General features: G+C 39.7%; 12 protein-coding genes and 1 pseudogene. 10 read left to right on the top strand and 3 right to left on the bottom strand.

Features of this window, described 5'->3' with window-relative positions:
* Positions 1-273: 273 nt before the first annotated feature.
* Both fadI and fadJ read left to right on the top strand, forming a co-directional pair.
* Positions 274-1,578, top strand: a pseudogene (gene fadI / locus HC725_RS13390) (acetyl-CoA C-acyltransferase FadI); the annotation flags it as partial.
* Positions 1,579-1,670: 92 nt separating this feature from the next.
* Entirely contained in the window at positions 1,671-3,812 is a 2,142-nt protein-coding gene (gene fadJ, locus HC725_RS13385) for a fatty acid oxidation complex subunit alpha FadJ (RefSeq protein WP_238928507.1), read from the top strand.
* 118 nt (positions 3,813-3,930) lie between these two features.
* Here the strand turns inward: fadJ and HC725_RS13380 are convergent, their stop codons facing one another.
* Together HC725_RS13380 and HC725_RS13375 are read right to left on the bottom strand one after the other, a co-directional pair.
* The gene (locus HC725_RS13380) at positions 3,931-5,700 is read right to left on the bottom strand and encodes a family 20 glycosylhydrolase (RefSeq protein ID WP_190332327.1); all 1,770 of its coding nucleotides are present in this window, start codon (positions 5,698-5,700) and stop codon (positions 3,931-3,933) included.
* A 78-nt stretch (positions 5,701-5,778) separates the two neighbouring features.
* The gene (locus tag HC725_RS13375; protein ID WP_190332326.1) at positions 5,779-8,589 is read right to left on the bottom strand and encodes an insulinase family protein; all 2,811 of its coding nucleotides are present in this window, start codon (positions 8,587-8,589) and stop codon (positions 5,779-5,781) included.
* Between the two features lie 341 nt (positions 8,590-8,930).
* Here HC725_RS13375 and HC725_RS13370 point away from each other — a divergent pair, with 341 nt between their 5' ends.
* The 5 genes from HC725_RS13370 to sixA all read left to right on the top strand — a co-directional run bounded on the left by HC725_RS13370 (position 8,931) and on the right by sixA (position 14,465).
* Positions 8,931-10,421, top strand: a complete 1,491-nt coding sequence (locus HC725_RS13370; protein ID WP_190332325.1) for a PTS transporter subunit EIIC — start codon at positions 8,931-8,933, stop codon at positions 10,419-10,421.
* Positions 10,422-10,515: 94 nt separating this feature from the next.
* The gene (locus tag HC725_RS13365) at positions 10,516-11,223 is read left to right on the top strand and encodes a response regulator transcription factor (protein WP_190332324.1); all 708 of its coding nucleotides are present in this window, start codon (positions 10,516-10,518) and stop codon (positions 11,221-11,223) included.
* Positions 11,210-12,643, top strand: a complete 1,434-nt coding sequence (locus HC725_RS13360) for an ATP-binding protein (RefSeq protein WP_190332323.1) — start codon at positions 11,210-11,212, stop codon at positions 12,641-12,643. The genes HC725_RS13365 and HC725_RS13360 overlap by 14 nt, the downstream gene beginning before the upstream one ends.
* Complete coding sequence (locus HC725_RS13355) at positions 12,640-13,872, top strand: ABC transporter substrate-binding protein (protein WP_190332322.1); 1,233 nt, start codon at positions 12,640-12,642, stop codon at positions 13,870-13,872. The genes HC725_RS13360 and HC725_RS13355 overlap by 4 nt, the downstream gene beginning before the upstream one ends.
* A 134-nt stretch (positions 13,873-14,006) precedes the next feature.
* Positions 14,007-14,465, top strand: coding sequence for a phosphohistidine phosphatase SixA (gene sixA / locus HC725_RS13350; RefSeq protein ID WP_190332321.1), 459 nt, complete (start codon positions 14,007-14,009; stop codon positions 14,463-14,465).
* A 77-nt stretch (positions 14,466-14,542) separates the two neighbouring features.
* Here sixA and smrB read toward each other — a convergent pair whose 3' ends face one another.
* Positions 14,543-15,073, bottom strand: a complete 531-nt coding sequence (smrB, locus tag HC725_RS13345; RefSeq protein ID WP_190332320.1) for an endonuclease SmrB — start codon at positions 15,071-15,073, stop codon at positions 14,543-14,545.
* Between the two features lie 115 nt (positions 15,074-15,188).
* Between smrB and prmB the strand changes: the two genes are divergently transcribed.
* The 3 genes from prmB (at position 15,189) to HC725_RS13330 (ending at position 18,468) form a co-directional block, all read left to right on the top strand.
* Entirely contained in the window at positions 15,189-16,121 is a 933-nt protein-coding gene (gene prmB, locus HC725_RS13340; protein ID WP_190332319.1) for a 50S ribosomal protein L3 N(5)-glutamine methyltransferase, read from the top strand.
* Between the two features lie 251 nt (positions 16,122-16,372).
* Positions 16,373-17,458 carry a chorismate synthase gene (gene aroC / locus HC725_RS13335; protein ID WP_190332318.1) on the top strand — a complete coding sequence of 362 codons (1,086 nt, stop codon included), beginning with the start codon at positions 16,373-16,375 and terminating at the stop codon, positions 17,456-17,458.
* Positions 17,459-17,787: 329 nt separating this feature from the next.
* Complete coding sequence (locus HC725_RS13330) at positions 17,788-18,468, top strand: hypothetical protein (RefSeq protein WP_190332317.1); 681 nt, start codon at positions 17,788-17,790, stop codon at positions 18,466-18,468.
* Positions 18,469-18,534 lie beyond the last annotated feature (66 nt).

Raw genomic sequence — 18,534 nt, 5'->3', positions numbered from 1 at the left:
TAGTGTATAAAGGAAGTCATTATTACAAAAAATGTTAATCAGGTATGAGTTTTCTTTTTCAAGGTAACTAAATCGTCAGAAGTATCGATAAGATCACAAGTTTGCACTAATATTTTAAGCAATATTGGCATCACGTTTTTATGCTTTCTAGTTTTGTATACAATGACAGGTCAGACCTCTTTTTTTGCAATGATTGACCATTTCACGTAGACCCATTTATTTATGCCCAAAAAGGGCGAGGGTATGTTCATTTTACTTAAATAAGGATAAAGCATGACTCAGCAGGAAGTGAAAACTCGTAATGGTGATCGTATCGCTATTGTTTCTGGACTAAGAACGCCATTTGCTCGCCAAGGTACTGCCTTTAAAGAAGTACCAGCAGTGGATTTAGGTAAAATGGTTGTCAGTGAATTGCTGGCTCGTACTGGTATTGATCCTTCTCTCATCGATCAAGTGGTGTTTGGTCAAGTGGTGCAAATGCCTGCTGCGCCCAATATTGCTCGTGAGATTGTTCTCGGTACTGGGATGAATGTATCGACAGATGCTTATAGTGTGACTAGAGCCTGTGCGACCAGTTTCCAATCTGCGGTCAACGTGGCAGAAAGTATTATGGCAGGGAACATTGAGATTGGTATTGCAGGTGGTGCAGATTCGTCTTCTGTTCTTCCTATTGGCGTATCGAAAGCTTTGGCTCAAGGCCTATTAGAATTAAGTAAAGCAAAAACCTTACCGCAAAAATTGTCTATTTTACGTAAGTTATCTTTCAAAGACCTCTTACCGGTTCCTCCTGCCGTAGCGGAATATTCTACTGGGTTGTCAATGGGACAAACCGCAGAACAAATGGCAAAAACACATCAAATTCCAAGAGAAGAGCAAGATGCTTTAGCTCACCGGTCTCATTCTTTGGCGGCTCAAGCATGGGAAGATGGTTTAATTCAAGACGAAGTAATGACCGCGTATCCTGAACCATTCAAAGAGTGGATAGCAAAGGATAACAACATTCGCAATAACTCAAGCTTAGAGCAGTATTCTAAGTTACGTCCAGCCTTTGACCGTCAATTTGGTAGTGTGACTGCCGCAACCAGTACACCATTAACCGATGGCGCTGCCGCCGTTTTGATGATGAGTGAAAGCAAGGCGAAAGAGTTAGGTTTAGAAGTGCTCGGCTATATTCGTTCTTATGCTTTTTCAGCCATTGATGTTCATGAAGATATGCTCATGGGGCCATCTTACGCGACACCAATTGCATTGGATCGCGCTGGTATTGAACTAAAAGATCTCGATTTAATCGAAATGCATGAAGCGTTTGCAGCCCAAACCTTAGCGAATGTGAAAATGTTTGCCTCCGAAACCTTTGCCAAAGAAAAGCTTGGGCGCGATAAAGCTATCGGCGTGATTGATATGGATAAATTTAATGTACTTGGCGGTTCGCTTGCTTATGGGCATCCATTTGCAGCGACGGGCGCGCGATTAATGACTCAAACGTTACGTGAGCTTAAACGTCGTGGCGGTGGCTTGGCATTAACGACAGCATGTGCGGCTGGTGGATTAGGCGCAGCTGTGATTCTTGAAGTTGATAAAGTGGAAGCGGATAAATCAGGAACTGTCTCAGGTACAGATAAAAAACACGGCGCAGCCAGCCAGAATACAAGCAATAAAGGAGATAAATAATGACTGCTGAAAACGTAAAGGCCAATTCAATGGATAAAACGGCGTTCACTCTCACTATTGATAGCGATAATCTTGCTTGGCTTGCCATTGATGTTCCTAATGAAAAAATGAATACGCTTCAAGCTGAATTTTCGGATCAAATGAAAACTATTTTCGATCAGCTTGATAGTAAGAAGTCAGAAGTGAAAGGCCTCATTGTTCATTCTCTCAAGCCTGATAATTTTATTGCCGGCGCAGATGTACGAATGTTAGAAGCATGCCAATCTTCACTAGAAGCCGAGCAACTTGCCACGCAAGGTCAACAAATGTTTTCTCGCTTGTCAGCATTGCCATTTACGGTAGTGGCTGCCATTCATGGGCCATGTTTAGGCGGTGGGTTGGAATTGGCTTTAGGTTGTGATTATCGTGTTTGTAGTGATGATGGTGCGACTAAGTTAGGGCTTCCAGAAGTGCAGTTAGGTTTGTTACCAGGATCGGGAGGCACGCAACGTCTTCCTCGTCTTATTGGTCTATTAAATAGTCTAGATTTGATTTTAACGGGTAAATTATTACGCGCTAAAAAAGCGGTTAAATTAGGCCTTGCTGATGTATGCGTACCAAAATCAATTTTATTGGAAGCTGCGAAGGACTATATCGCAAAGCCTAAACGTAAAGTAAAAATCGACATTAAAGAAAAGTTGATTGCGAATACTAAAATGGGTCGTAAAGTTATTTTTGAACAAGCGGCGAAAAAAACGAAGCAAAAAACCCGTGGTAATTATCCAGCCACAAAAGCGATTTTAAAAGTTATTGAATATGGTTTAGAGAATGGTATTGAAAAGGGCTTTGCTAAGGAAGCTCATGAGTTTGGCCAATTAGTCATGACGCCTGAATCTCAAGCTTTACGCTCAATTTTCTTTGCCACAACTGAGATGAAAAAAGATTTCGGTAGTGATGCAAAACCAAAAACGGTCACCAACGTAGCGGTGTTAGGTGGCGGTTTAATGGGAGCAGGTATTGGTTATGTGTCGGCAACCAAAGCCAAAGTACCAGTGCGGATTAAAGATGTATCGAATGATGGTATTTTGCATGCGATGAATTATAGCTACCAACTATTAAGCAAGTTAGTTAAGCGCCGCTCATTAACTAAAGCGCAGCTACAACAACAGATGCAATATATCTCTGGCGGTACTGATTTTACGGGTTTTGCTCACAAAGATATGGTGATTGAAGCCGTATTTGAAGATTTGAGCTTAAAACAATCTATGGTGAAAGATGTTGAAAGCAATGCTAAGAAAGGCGTTATTTTCGCCAGTAACACATCATCATTGCCGATTGGAAAAATAGCGCAAGGTGCCGCGCATCCTGAAAATGTGATTGGTCTGCATTATTTTAGTCCGGTGGATAAAATGCCGCTTGTGGAAGTGATCCCGCATGAAGGTACGTCTGATGAGGTTATTGCTACCACGGTAAAATTTGCTCGCAAGCAAGGTAAAACCCCGATTGTGGTGAAAGATAAGGCTGGCTTTTATGTGAATCGTATTCTTGCGCCATACATGAATGAAGCGGCAAGAGTATTGTTATCGGGCGAGCCAATTGAGCATATTGATAAAGCATTGTTAAACTTTGGCTTCCCTGTGGGCCCAATTGCCTTACTTGATGAAGTTGGCGTTGATATTGGTGCCAAAATTACACCTATTTTGGTAGAGGAGCTAGGTGAGCGTTTTAGTGCGCCAGACGTATTTGATATTCTACTCAAAGATAATCGTAAAGGGCGTAAGAACGGAAAAGGTTTTTATACTTATAAAGGCAAGAAAAAAGAAGTCGATAAGTCAGTTTATAGCTTGTTGAAATTAAAACCAGAATCGATTCTGAGTGAAGAAGTTGTCGCGATGCGTTGTGTATTGTTAATGCTTAATGAAGCGGTTCGTGCATTAGATGATGGTATTATAGCCAGCGCTCGTGATGGTGATATTGGCGCAATATTTGGTATTGGTTTTCCTCCATTCTTAGGTGGACCATTTAAATATATCGATAAAGTTGGCGCGAAAAAATTGGTTGAAACCATGAATGAATACGCAGGTAAATACGGTTCACGTTTTGCACCTTCAGATGGCTTATTAACCAGAGCAGGTACGGGCGATAAGTTCTATCCTTCTTAACGAAAATGGATATGAGTTATTTTAATCGCGGTCAGGTTAATTAAAGCTCATATTAAACAATCAGGATCCCGACAAATTGGATAAGTTTGTCGGGATTTTTATTGGGGATCTTATCTAATTATTTTAATTGCTCTTCCAATATTAAAAGACGAGAGAAACTTTGTTGGCAACCGCCAAGTCGGTAATCGTGTTGCCAGATATCGAAATAAGGATCTTTTACTAAGGTTAATAAGCTCAATAAATGTGCTTTGCTGGTGTGAGATAACTCGTTAAGTTCTCGGGTGTTTTGTTGTTGATAATACAAGGCAATATGGCTAGCGAGTATCATGGTATCGACAGCCCAATTCAACTGTTGTTGCAAAGGCGTTGTTTGATGCTTACTTAATTGTATTTTATCACTTTGAAGTTGATTAATGGCAGATGTTAAGGTGTGCTCATCTTGTATTTCGGCGCGTTTAATATGGCGTTTAGATATCTGATCGAATATAAAAGGGCCATAAAAAGCACAGTTCGGAGTGGTCACTCCAGAGCTCAAATAGCGATTTTGTAGCGTTAATAAATGTTGAAATAATGCAGGGTCTTCCCGCGGATAAAAATAGCATAACCCCTCGTGAAGATTAAGTTCAGCATGTTGAGATTCACCCCATGCCATTGCTGCGCCAAAGATATAATAAGGCAGCGGGGCGCAAAAAGGTTGTGCGTGGCCCATGTCTCCCCACTCTGAAATCATATAACCTTGTGCGCCATATTTTTTAGCGGAAATTGCGGCTCTACGCATGTGCACTTCTGCCGCTTGTCTGCGACCAATAACGGATGCAAAGCAGTTCGTTGAGACGACGACTTGAAAAGGGTAACCAAACTCTGACAGTTTTTTATGCTCAATATCATAAGGATGATCTTCTTCATAACCCCAATTTAGCAGTTCTAAATCTTTGGGTAAATGCGGCAAAATTTCAGGGTAATGAAATAGCATGTCGCTGAATATCTGGCATCGTTTTCCCTTAGATTCAGTGATGGACAAAATGGTTTGAAGATAGTTTAAGTAAACTTGCCCTTTACCTTTTTCATCGCAGGCTTGTTTGCTGCCATCTACGCCAAGATCCATCGTTTCATCAAAATTGATATTCAGCGTATTACTTTGGAAGTTAGGCAATAATTCATTCAGTAATGATTCAATGAATTGAGGCACTTGAGAATGACAAGGATTGAGCCCAAAGGATTGAGGCCGGAAATCCCCACGTTGGTCATAAAAACCATCGATTTGCTCTGCCATATGCTGATAATCAGAATGACAGAGCCATTTCTCCATATGCCCAAAGGTGGCTTGATTAGGAATTAATTCGATTCCTTTTGTTTGGCAGTATTGATCGATTAATTGAATTTCTTGCGCGGTTAATGGATCGTAATCTTGCCACACGGTTTGATGATTCTGATAAGCAAAAGTGTGCTCAGTATAGAGTTGTAATTGATTGATTCGTAGTTCAGACCACAAATCGATCAGTTCAAGTAAGCGCTCCATAGTCGGTATTTTGTCGCGACTAATATCCAACAATATCCCGCGCTTTAAAAAATCAGGCTGATCTTTGATTTTTAAGCAGTGAAGTATTTGACCGTTGTGTAGTAGCTGGCGCAGTACATAATGTGCATAAAGTAAAGCTTGGGAGTCGCAATAGGCAATATGAATTTGATTTAACGATATGGTTAACTGGTATGACTGCTTTGCCAACGTAGCATCTTGTTGATATGTAACTTGTGAGCAGTGGCTGATCTTGGCATCAATCGTGCTCGGAATATTCACGATAGCGAGTGATACTTGGCTCGGTTGTTTGGGTTGATGCAGTATTATCTGCTGTGGGCGTGGGAATAAATATTGGCCTATTTGTTCCATGTCACTTCCTTGATTTCAAAAAATAAACTTACAAAAAGCCCTCCTAGAGGATAATTCATAGGAGGGCAAAAAAGGAGACTAGCCTAAATCAACATTTTTAGGCCTGAGTTGGAATTCTTCAATTGATCCAATTTCTAGTCCGATGGCTAAGTCTTCAGCGTCTTGATGCTCTAATCCTTTGGAGTGCATCACTAGGCGGTTCGCGGTTCTTGGTTTTAGCGTATTAACCACAAAACGGATCATTTCACTACGATCTAAATTAACGATGGCTTCTGAAACAATCTCACGATTATTAAAGCTGAGATCTTTATTGCCTATCGCCACCCACAAACGTTGTCCGCGTGAACGTAAATTACTATCAGGGGCTAGAATTTGATTCAGCAAGCCTTGTTTACTGCTTTGCCATTGATCTTCATTTAACTCTAACAACACCATGTAAAAGGCATTTAAAAACTCATCGACGGACGAAAGCAAATCGCTTGGGGCTGCATTCGGTGATTGAACATAAAGGGCTAAACCTGGATGTCGATTTAACGGCATGTTTCCTGTGCCAACCATATAACCTAGTTGTTGCTTGGTGCGAATTTCATGAAAAAAAGCAGCTGACATTAAGTGATTAGCCAAAGTGTATAAGGCAACATGTTGAGGCTTAACATCTGGTGATTGATAATATAAAACCAATGCAGAGTCGGCTTGTTCGCAGTGCAACTCGCGTTGAAAAGTTCCACTGTCACCAAGCATAACTAATGGGCGCAATGACTCTTTATAGGTCTGACCTTTAACTTGTAAGGCTTTCTTTAGGCTGGTGGCAAGATCAATGGCAGAACCTCTGGTCCAGTCACCATAAACAAACATTTCAATATGCAATGTTGAAAGCATCTTATCCACAAAAACAGGTAGCTCATCGACTTCTATAGACTCTAATGCTTCAATTAATACGGGATAAGGAGGATTGTTAGGTTGCAATATTCCGGTCATTGCATTGAATAATTGAGATACAGGGCGGTCTTTTTCTGCGTTACGCCAATTGATAAGCATTTGTCGTTTAATTGAATCAAAGCGTGATTGGCTAAATTCACGAGAAGCAAAACGATGAATAATCACATCCAATAATTGAGGTTGTTTTTCACTAAAGCCTGTCAGCATTAATGTTACACCGCCTTGATGTGCGTATAAGTTGTACCCCATGCCAGCGATTTCAGCTTGATAGGTTTCTTTGATCAATGAATCTAAGAACATTTCGACACATAGGCGGGTTTTGACGATCGTGCGTGGCGTTGAAACGGCATGCGGGCTGTCAATCGCGATAAAAGCTAACCCTTTAGGTACTCTAAATTCGGTTTCTTGTAAGTGCCATAAGCGAAACCCTTGTTTATCTTCAATCAGTTCTGGTGTTTCACTGGTGCTTTCAAGTGGTGCAGGATCTAGGTTATAACAAATATAAGGGTTTTCTTCAGGCAAATGTAAGTCAGATAGCGAGATGTCAGATAGCAAATAAGACGTACTCCATCGCGTTATTTCTTTTTCGGTGAGATGTCTCACAGCATAAGGCGTGTTGTACCATTTTGCTTGTCGGTCGTAGTTTAAACCTTTGGCAACTACCATGACGCGCATATTTTCAGGCGTAAATTGAGCGATTAATTGTTGTAGATGCTCACCATCAAACTTTGCCATTTGATAATCACCATAGATCACATCATCAGGTTGGTAGTTTTGCATATTCATGACCAAATGACTGGCGGTGTCTATTGATCGCGAAGGTTCTTGAAAACGAAATGCAGACTCAAGCACCGCTTGTTTTTCTTTGTATCGCCATTCTTCAATACCCGAATGCTTGATAAGCTCAATGTATTGAAAGATGGTGGTGATAATTTTATCGATTTGCGTTAGCCCGAGCTTTGTTAGCGAACAGCTGATCGAGAACTCACGAAAATTGCTGCCGCTAATACCACCACCCGCAGTGAGCGCTGTGATGAGTTGATCGTCTTTTAAACGCTGCAATAAGCTGCCTTCACCTTCATAACCGAGTAGGTGTGCAACATAAGATAAAGGTTTGGTTTGATAAAATTGATTCATGCTTGGGAAGTTAAAATTTATCATGAGTTTCCGAGAATCTTTTTCTGGCTCAATGGTGATAAATTTAGCGTTATCTTCTGGTCTTAATAATGGTTGAGTGACTGATTTTCCAGCGAGATTTTGATTTGGTATTGCAGCGAAATACGTCTTCGCGGCTTGTTCTAGTTGAGTTAAGCTATGCGGGCTGATTAAGGTAGCCGTCATTAAATCTGCTGAGTAATATTGTTGATAAAAATCAATGATTTCATCTCGAATAGAATGGGTTTGGTTTCCATCTGAGTCCGTTATGTCACTGAGCGTCTCCACATTGCCAACTGAGAATTTTGAAAACGGGTGAGCGGGATTGATCACTTCTTTATGCACCTGATATATACGGCGCATATCGTCTTTTAACTTTAGGCGAAATTCAGACTCCACCGCTTGGCGTTCTTTATCCAACGCCTCGGGATTAAATAATGGCGCGACGAAAAATTGGCTGAACCGATCAAGCGCTTCGGGATACTCATTTGAAGCAATATCAAAGAAGAAGCAGGTATGTTCGGTACCTGTCCATGCGTTGTTTTTTCCACCATGCTGACTAATAAAGGATTGAAACTCGCCCACATGAGGGAATTTTTCGGTTCCTAAAAATAGCATATGTTCAAGATAATGGGCAAGTCCTTCGCGGTGGATAGGATCATCAAAATGTCCGACATTAACGGCTAAGGCGGCGGCTGATTTTTGAGCATCTTCATCATGGATGAGCAACACACGTAATCCATTTTCAAGCGTGAGATAACGATATTTTTTGGTGTCGTTTGGACTTATATGCACCTTGTACTCCCTCAGGATGAAGACGATTGGCTGATATTGATAAACTAATCGTTGAAGACGGACTTTTAATGCTGATTAGTTTTAGTTTGATCCAACTTTAGATTGAATTCGCTTCGATCTTATTTAGGCAAAACAAAGAAACTCAGCGATTTTCTAATTATGACCTTCTAATGAACGGCTGCAAATGATTTGTATTTATTTCGGTATAAATTGTTACCTTGATGGGTTATCTGGCATTGGCTATGTAACAGTTTGCTTACAAAGAGAGTTCAATATGTAACCTTAAGTGGCGACTGACTTTGTACAATGTTCCTGAGTTTATAATATAAAAGGAATTTGCTATGTCATTGCTTGCTCTCTTATCCAAACCGATTTCTAAGCTATCGCTTATTGGTCGTTCGTTAATGTTACCCATTTCAATTCTACCTGCCGCCGGCTTGTTACTCGCATTTGGTGATAAATTCAATTTGCCTTTGATGACTAATGCGGGTGGGGTTTTATTTGATAATTTGGCTTTATTGTTTGCAGTTGGTTCCGCGGTTGGTCTTGCAAAAGAGTCAGGAATTGCGGCATTAGCGGCGGTTGTTGCGATGCTCGTGCTGAATGGAACAATGGGAACATCATTAGGTATTACACCTGAGATGGCAGCAGAAGGTGGTCGATATGCCATGGTGATGGGGATCCCAACCCTACAGACTGGGGTTTTCGGTGGTTTAATCGCCGGCGTACTTGCCGCGGTTACGTTCAATAAGTTTCATAAAATTAAATTACCTGAATTTCTAGGATTCTTTTCTGGTAAACGTTTTGTCCCAATTGCCACCGCTTTTTTTGCTTTCATTCTCGGGCTACTTTTACCGTCAGTTTGGGTGTATATCCAATCGGGGATCGACTCTTTATCTGTCGTGGTTAATGGTGAGAACCAAGCTATTTCAACATTCATTTTTGGTATGACTGAACGTGCGTTAATTCCGCTTGGTTTGCACCATATATGGTACCCATCATTTTGGTTCACCTTTGGTAACTATACGACAGAAGCTGGGCAGATTATTCATGGTGACCAAACGATTTGGTTTAAAATGTTCGAAGATGGTGTTAAATCTTTTGATAGTTCAACCTATCACGGTGCGGGTAAGTTTATGCAGGGTGAATTCCCGTTGATGCTTTTTGCATTACCAGCCGCATGTTTAGCGATGTATCACGAAGCCAAAAGTAATCAAAAGAAAATTGCGGCGGGCATTTTATTTTCAGCGGCGTTGACATGTTTCCTTACTGGGATTACTGAACCGGTTGAGTTTGCCTTTATTTTTGTTTCGCCAGTTTTATATGTCTTTAATGCCATTATGGCTGGTGTATCGTACATGAGCATGTATTTGCTGGACGTACATATTGCTAAGTCGTTTTCTGCTGGCCTTATTGATTATATTTCATTCGGTATTTTGCCATCACTTAATGGTTATCAGACGCATTATTTGAATGTGATTTTATTTGGTGTGCCAATGGGGATCCTTTATTACGTGGTCTTTAGATTTGTTATCCGTAAATTTGATGTTAAAACGGTTGGTCGCGAAGATAAAATGCGTAAAGAAATCACATTAGATGATAAAGATCTTACGGCATTAATTATTAACCATGTTGGTGGTAAACAAAATATTTTATCGTCTGCCGCTTGCATCACGCGATTACGTTTGGAAGTGAAAGATCAATCTCAAGTCGATTCTGCCGCACTAGAAGATCTGGGCGCAATGGGTGTCATTATGATTGGGAGCTCTGGCGTTCAAGTCATATTGGGTGCGAAAGCTCAGTTTGTCTCGGATATTATTAACGAGTCTTGATACTGTTAGCGTGCTAAATTTAACCGCTACTATTGAGATGGTAGCGGTTTTTTGTCATTTAAACTTTCGGATATATGACTAACGGAAAGGTGCTATGGACTATAAACATATTCTCGTTGTCGATGATAACCATGAGCTGACTGATGCCTTGAGTGAGTATTTAACGAAGGCTGGGTTTATTGTGGATGTGGCGCACAATGGTAGTGAAATGAAGCAGCAATTTGCTGTGCAAAAACCCGACCTTATTGTGTTAGACATTATGCTTCCTGGTGAAGATGGTTTTAGTCTATGTGCCCACATTCGTAAAGTTTCTCATGTGCCAATTATCATGCTTACGGCAATAACCGACGAGGCAGATAGGGTAGCCGCATTAGAAATGGGCGCAGATGATTATGTGACGAAGTCGTTTAGTCCTAGAGAGTTATTGGCTAGAATTAAGGCTAATTTACGTCGTTCTAGCTATGCTGAGTCCTCGTTTACTTCTCGTCATTTTTTCTTTGATCAATGGTGCTTGGACAGTATTACTCGGAAAATCACAGGAAAAAATGGGGAAGTAAAACAGCTTTCAGGTGCCGATTTTACGCTACTCAACTTATTCCTTATGAATAGAAATTCGGTGCTTTCTCGCGATGTTATTTCTCAAGAAATTTGGGGCAGAGAGACCGATCCAAGTAGCCGAACAATTGATGTGCAAATTGCTAGGTTAAGAACTCAGCTTAATGACCATGATAGGAGTATTATCTTAACCATGCGTAATAAAGGTTATTTACTTGCGGTAGATTATTATCATGAATCTGCATAAATTTAAGCCAAAGTCTTTGGTTAACCGCACCAGTATTATTCTTATGGTTGTTATTATTTCTGTGGAGCTTTTTACGGGCTTTCTTTGGTATAAACAAAACCAAAATATGGAGCTGAAAAGCCTGCAAAATGAAGCGATCAACTTAGCGTTGAGCTCATCTTCTACCGTCTCTTTTTTGGTCAATATTCCTCGTGATTATCGTTATTTAGTGATTAATCAGTTGCGAGACATCGGGGGGAATCGTTTTTTTGTGTCCTTAAACAACCACAAAATAGACTCTAATACATTGACTGCCTCCGATAAAATGAGAAGCATAAAACAAAAAGTAGAAACTGAGTTATCTAAACAATTGAGTTTGGATATGGTGAATGTCGATTTCACTTTAAAAGATGATTTGAAAGTGTTGAATAGTGAAGTCTTCATTAATGAGTTACCTAATCAGTGGTCGGCTTTTGGTCTTTCTAATGAAGAAGATAATCCACCCGTTTTGGTTATTCAGGTAAAAATTAAGCAAGATGATTGGTTTTATTTAGCCGCTATGTTGCCAATGAGTTATTTATCTGAGAATAGCTTTCCTATTAGTTCCAGCCTGATTTTTTTAATTGTGTGTTCCGCAGTATTGATTTTTGTGATCAGTTGGCTGTCATTGCGTAAAGAAATTAAACCTATTCGTAATTTGGCGAAAGCCGCGACTCAAATGGATTTAAAGTCGAAAAGTATCACATTAAAGCAAGAGGGCAGCGTTGAAATACAAGCTGCAATTTATGCATTCAATAAAATGGATCGCCGGATAAAGTCTTTTATTATTGACCGCGAAATGTTGTTTCGAACCATTTCTCACGATCTACGTACACCATTGGCGTGCTTAAAATTAAGAACAGAAATGCTTGATGATCCCATTACTCGAGAGAAGTTTGAAAAATCGTTGAATGATATAGATAAAATGGCAAAAGATGTATTGCAGTGCATGTCGGATACGGATATCCATGAAGAACTTGATGTGATCAATATTGAACAGGTTTTAAAGCATTGCGCTTCGCCTTATAGCGCCTCTCAAGTTCAACTACCCAGCCATCCAGAATGTTATATTTTAGGTAAGCCACTTGCCGTTCAACGCTGTATGCAAAATATTATTGATAACGGCATTAAGTATGGGGAGCATGTTTCGATTACGGTGGAGCAAGATGAAATGTATACCAAGATTAATTTTATTGATGACGGTATTGGAGTAGATTCAAACGATATCGAAAAAGTATTTGAGCCTTATTTTAGAGGGGATAATGCGCTTAGTCTTTCAGGAACAGGGCTTGGGTTGAGTATCGCTTATAACATTATGAAATCCCATGGTGGCGATATAACAATTCAAAATAATTCTGGTGATGGCATTACCGTTCAACTTAAATTTATCAATAACGTATGAAAAAATTTATCGCTTTATTACTGTTAATCACTCTCAGTTTTGCCTCGCAAGCTAAACCATTGGAGTTATTGCATTGGTGGTCTTCGAAAGGTGAGCTCAATGCATTATCTTACCTGGAGAAGGTTATGGATAGACAGCATTCTGGTTGGGAGCCTAAATCGATTGTAGGATCTGGCGGTGAAAATGCCATGTATGTTTTACAAGCTAGAGCGATAGCAGGCACGCCACCAGAAGTTGCTCAGATTGAAGGCACCGACATTCTGTCTTGGGCACAGTTAGGCTTTGTTAATTATTTAGATAAACTGGCAAAGACTCAAGACTGGCAACATACACTGCGGCCGTTGGTCACTCAGATTAACAGCTTTGAAGGTCGTTATGTTTCTCTCCCATTAACCATTCATCGAACAAATTGGCTGTGGCTTAATAAGGCTGTTTTTAAGCAAAGTCACCTTACTCCGCCAACTACATGGAGAGATTTACTGGTTGCTATCCATCAGCTTAAATCGATGGGAATTCAACCTATAGCGCTAGGAAAGGACTCATGGCAAATTTCGATTTTATTTGAAAATATTGCACTGGGATTAGGTGGTAGTGAGTATTATCACAATGCGCTGGTTGATATTAATGCAGAGACTATTAATAGCGCCAAAACTCATGAGGTTCTTTCCGTTTTCCGAGAGATCTCTTTGGCAATCAATAAAGATTTAACTCAATCTACATGGCAACAAGAAACGGATAAATTATTTCAAGGTCAAGCTGCGATGCAAATTACTGGCGACTGGGTTATTGGTGAGTTAAATGTGGCAAATGAAAAAACGCAAAATAATATTGCCTGTTTTGTTGCGCCACAGACACAAGATAATTTTGTATTCAATATGGATAGCTTAATTAGCTTAAGTGGTAGTCAGAATTTTGATCAAGTAGAACAACTCTTTAAAAAATTGTCACAAAAGAAATTCCTTCATGATTTCAACAGATTGAAAGGTTCAATTCCACCAAGGAATGATATCGATGTAAGTGATTATAATGCTTGTTCTCGAAAGTCGAATCAAGATTATACCCGTTCAGAAGTAAGTAATACGTTATTACCGAGTATGACGGATTCAATGGCCATCGATCCAAGAAAGCAGCGTCTTTTAGTGAATGAGATTTATAAGTACTTCATCAACACGAAAATGACAGAGCAGGCTTTTATTTCCAATGTTATTGCGATATCAAAAATAGAATAAAGTCGTCAATGTGAGCATTCTACTTAGTGGTAGAAGATATTTCCTCAGAGTGTTATTTGCATCGACAAACGCACGTAATATCTTGGTATACTGCTATTATCAATTTAGACGTAATACTGTTAGTAAGGTGATGTATGCGGATTTTTATTATGCGCCATGGCGATGCTGAGCCATTTGCGGCGACAGATGCGGAAAGACCATTAAGTGAACTTGGTCAGAAGCAATCACTGCAAGTGGCAAAAAACTGCAAACAAAAAAAAGTAGACCAATTTGATTTGGCATTGGTTAGCCCTTATTTGAGAGCACAGCAGACGTGGAAAATACTTTCACAGGTTTTAACGGCGAATAAGATTGAAGAATGTGACGATATTACTCCGTATGGAGACTCTGACTCTGTAGTTGATTATGTTTGCGCACTTGCTCAAGCTCAAACATTAGAAAGCGTTATTTTAGTTTCTCATTTGCCATTAGTTGGTTACTTAACTGCAGATTTTGTGACAGGTATTCATCCACCTATGTTCCCAACATCTGGCATGGTATGCATTGACTATGATCTAGAGGCGCGTAATGGTGAGGTTCTTTGGCAATTATAATTTTTGGATAAATAGTTGGGTTATGCATAGCTTGCTTATATTTATATATAGCTTGATGGTGAGTGTATTGAGGGTGTTCATCTCTCAGGAATCGAAATAAGAACAAGTAAAGCGCCATTACCACCAAATTCAAGTGGCGCTTGATGATAGGCCATTACATCCGGATGCTGCGCGAGCCAAAGTGGCACTTTTTGTTTTAAAATATGTTTACCAATACCGTGCATAACACTGGCACAAGATATACCTTCTTTGACACAATAAGCCAGCATTGAACCTAACTCACGTTTGGCTTCGTTTTGTGTCATACCATGTAAATCAAGAAAAACATCCGGTACATAAACGCCGCGACGTAAGCGTTTTACTTCATATTTAGAAACATCATCTCGTGCATAACGTGTTGGTCCATCGGTGCTGAGCATTGGCACAAATTCATCCGAAAAGTAGAACTCATTATCTTTGGCTTCACGAAAAGTACGGCGAATTTCTTTTTGCTGTAAAGCCTTTTTAGGCTCATGGATTATGGTATCCTGTGGCAACTTTTTTACGCCCTTTATTTCTAGTTGAAACAGCGCAAATTCATCATCTATGTTGGTGTCTTTTTCACTCATGGAAAATCCTTACTGATAAGGGGCAGTATTGTAACCTCAAGCATGGCTAAGTTGCGAGCATCGTAATGGTTGATGTGCGTATAAATACTAGATGGACACAAGACCGGAGACTTAAGTGGATAAAATTTTTATTGATGAAGCGGTATCGGAACTGCATACCTTGCAAGATATGATCCGTTGGACGGTAAGTCGTTTTAACGCTGCTGGTCTGTTTTATGGCCAAGGTACAGACAACTCTTGGGATGAAGCGGTTCAGTTGATTTTACCTACTTTATATCTTCCGATTGATGTCCCACCGCATGTATTAAGCTCTCGGCTAATTCATAGTGAACGTTTGCGTATTGTTGAGCGTGTAATTCAGCGTATAAATGAACGTACGCCGACGGCTTATCTCACCAACAAAGCATGGTTCTGTGGGCTTGAATTTTATGTTGATGAGCGAGTTCTCGTTCCACGGTCACCAATTGGTGAATTGATCGAAAATAAATTCCAGCCTTGGTTAATTCAAGAACCAACGCGCATTATGGATTTATGTACGGGGAGCGGTTGTATTGCGATTGCATGTGCCTATGCATTTGAAGGCGCAGAGGTCGATGCTGTCGATATTTCGGTTGATGCCTTAGATGTCGCTGAACGTAACATTACCGATCACGGTCTAGAGCAGCAAGTCTTCCCATTTCGTTCGGATTTATTGAACGATATACCACAAGATCAATACGATATTATCGTGAGTAATCCACCGTATGTCGATCAAGAAGATATGGATAACTTGCCACAAGAGTTCCGCCATGAGCCAGAGCTAGGTTTAGCGGCAGGAAGAGATGGCCTCAAACTTATGCGCAGAATTCTTGCTGATGCACCTGATTACTTAACAGAACAAGGCATTTTGATTTGTGAAGTTGGCAATTCAATGGTGCATGTAATGGAGCAATATCCGCACATTCCATTCACTTGGCTTGAGTTTGAAAATGGTGGTCATGGGGTGTTTTTATTAACTCGTGATCAGCTAGTTGAGCACGCTGCTGAGTTCTCTATTTATAAAAAATAACAAGAAATTGCAGCCAGTATGAATTTTGAATGCCAGTATTGTTCGGATACTGGCATTTTTATCTTAAAAAACGCAGATTATTTTTATAAATAGGGTTTACAAGTTTATGTCATGGCGACACTATCTAGTCATGATAAATATTTGGTCGATTAACTTTATTTATGGAGGCTTGGTTTATATAGACTTTGTTCATATAGACAAGCTAGACAGAAATTAAGATCGGCATTAAGAGCAAAGTAAAAGAGGGATTCATGGCAGGGAATAGTATTGGTCAACATTTTCGAGTAACCACTTTTGGTGAAAGTCATGGTAAAGCGTTAGGTTGCATTGTCGATGGCTGTCCTCCGGGGTTAGAAATTACCGAAGCCGACTTACAAAAAGACCTTGACCGTCGTCGTCCAGGTACCTCGCGTTATACGACTGCTCGTCGTGAACCAGATGAAGTTGAAATTTTATCGGGCGTCTTTGAAGGCCAAACCACAGGCACTTCTATTGGGCTTATGATTCAAAATACTGATCAACGTTCAAAAGATTACTCAGAAATCATGGATAAATTCCGTCCTGGTCATGCCGATTATACTTATCATCAAAAGTATGGTGTGCGTGATTACCGTGGTGGTGGTCGATCATCTGCTAGAGAAACGGCAATGCGTGTTGCTGCTGGTGGCATTGCTAAAAAATATTTAAAGCAAGAATTTGGCATTGAAATCCGTGGTTATTTATCACAGATGGGTGATGTCACTATTGATAAAGTAGATTGGCATGAAATTGAAAATAATCCATTTTTTTGCCCTGATGCTGACAAAGTGGAAGCTTTTGATGCGTTGATCCGCGATCTTAAAAAGCAAGGTGATTCAATTGGTGCCAAGCTTTCAGTCGTTGCCACCAATGTTCCCGTTGGTTTAGGCGAACCTATTTTTGATCGTTTAGATGCTGACATTGCTCATGCACTTATGGGTATTAACGCTGTTAAAGGTGTCGAAATTGGTGATGGTTTTGCAGTAGCTAACCAAAAAGGCAGTCAACATCGTGATGAAATGACGCCACAAGGATTTAAATCGAATCATGCCGGCGGTATTTTAGGTGGTATTTCTTCTGGGCAAGATATTGTAGCAAGTATCGCCCTGAAACCTACTTCAAGCATTACTGTCCCGGGTGAAACCATTACGCGGAATGGCGAATCAACCTCCTTAATCACCAAAGGACGCCATGACCCTTGTGTTGGCATCCGCGCTGTACCGATTGCTGAAGCCATGTTAGCGATCGTACTGATGGATCACTTATTGCGCCATCGTGGACAGAATCAAGGCGTGGAGACACAGACACCGAAGATTTAATCATATGTATTGATTGCAGAAATCATTGAATGGCTTATTTGCTTTGATTAAAAAGTAGATAAGCCATTTTTTATGCCTATATCATGACACATGAATATAAATAATAGGGTTATTAACTACTTTAATATCATTAGTATTGTTATTACTTTTTAGACTACAAACACTTGTTTCATTCATTGTTGCGTTATCAATCTCATAAACTAGAAAAATTAATTTTTCCATTACTGCCTATATTTAAATGTTGTTATTTTTATTCGGATGTTTAAAGCATGATTAATAAATATATTTTTTATTAATATAACATTATGATTTTATACTAAGGGATTAATATGGTAAGTAAGATATTAGTAGTATTAGTAGTATTAGTAGTATTAGTAGTATTAGTAGTATTAGTTATTAGTAGTACGGTTTTTATCGCTAATAATAGCTATGCAAATAATGATGGCCCAGGAGCAATAAATGGTTCTGTAATGATGAGAGCTATGGCGAAATTTAGTACCTCTCAGTTTACTCCACCTGAAGAATCGCTGGGAACGTATGTTATTGATAGTGGAGGTGGGCTGGATACTAGTTGTTCAAATGATGACTTAATGATTAACTTATATATCCCACAAGTATTAAATAATAGCGTTCTGGATTCTAATGGGAAGATAAATAGTGACGATGTAGGAAGACTTCAATCTATAGGTACAATATCTGGCAATGTAAAAATTAGTATGCCGACATATGATATCGATGGACCAGAAATTGATAAGGTTTACTTTAATGGTGAATATATTGCTCAGTTAAAAGGATCGAATGATGTTTGGCAAAATACAAATATTGAGATTCCGATTGATACAATTAGATTTGGTCAAATCAATACGATTAAAATTGATGTGGACGTCAACAATGAAGGTTGGTGTATGTCCGTTGATTGGGTCTCTGCGGAATTTGACGTAGCATCACCGGTTGTTTTAGTTCATGGTATTAATTGTCAACACCAGTTGAAATCTGATCCACTTTTTTAAAAATTCACCGTTTTAATATTGATCCACTTATTTGCTCAGCTATTGCTAATTTCTAATATTCCAGCT

The sequence above is a fragment of the Vibrio sp. S17_S38 genome (assembly GCF_014694375.1).
GTDB lineage: Bacteria > Pseudomonadota > Gammaproteobacteria > Enterobacterales > Vibrionaceae > Vibrio.
The sequence above is the reverse complement of the archived record's forward strand: the minus strand, read 5'-3'. Positions and strand labels throughout refer to the sequence as shown.

Bases quoted from the DNA above. Each gene is read 5' to 3' on its own strand.
- smrB (WP_190332320.1), bottom strand. From the start codon at position 15,073: ATGAGTGAAAAAGACACCAACATAGATGATGAATTTGCGCTGTTTCAA.
- aroC (WP_190332318.1), top strand. From the start codon at position 16,373: ATGGCAGGGAATAGTATTGGTCAACATTTTCGAGTAACCACTTTTGGT.
- HC725_RS13365 (WP_190332324.1), top strand. From the start codon at position 10,516: ATGGACTATAAACATATTCTCGTTGTCGATGATAACCATGAGCTGACT.
- fadJ (WP_238928507.1), top strand. From the start codon at position 1,671: ATGACTGCTGAAAACGTAAAGGCCAATTCAATGGATAAAACGGCGTTC.
- HC725_RS13380 (WP_190332327.1), bottom strand. From the start codon at position 5,700: ATGGAACAAATAGGCCAATATTTATTCCCACGCCCACAGCAGATAATA.
- HC725_RS13370 (WP_190332325.1), top strand. From the start codon at position 8,931: ATGTCATTGCTTGCTCTCTTATCCAAACCGATTTCTAAGCTATCGCTT.
- sixA (WP_190332321.1), top strand. From the start codon at position 14,007: ATGCGGATTTTTATTATGCGCCATGGCGATGCTGAGCCATTTGCGGCG.
- HC725_RS13330 (WP_190332317.1), top strand. From the start codon at position 17,788: ATGGTAAGTAAGATATTAGTAGTATTAGTAGTATTAGTAGTATTAGTA.
- HC725_RS13355 (WP_190332322.1), top strand. From the start codon at position 12,640: ATGAAAAAATTTATCGCTTTATTACTGTTAATCACTCTCAGTTTTGCC.
- HC725_RS13360 (WP_190332323.1), top strand. From the start codon at position 11,210: ATGAATCTGCATAAATTTAAGCCAAAGTCTTTGGTTAACCGCACCAGT.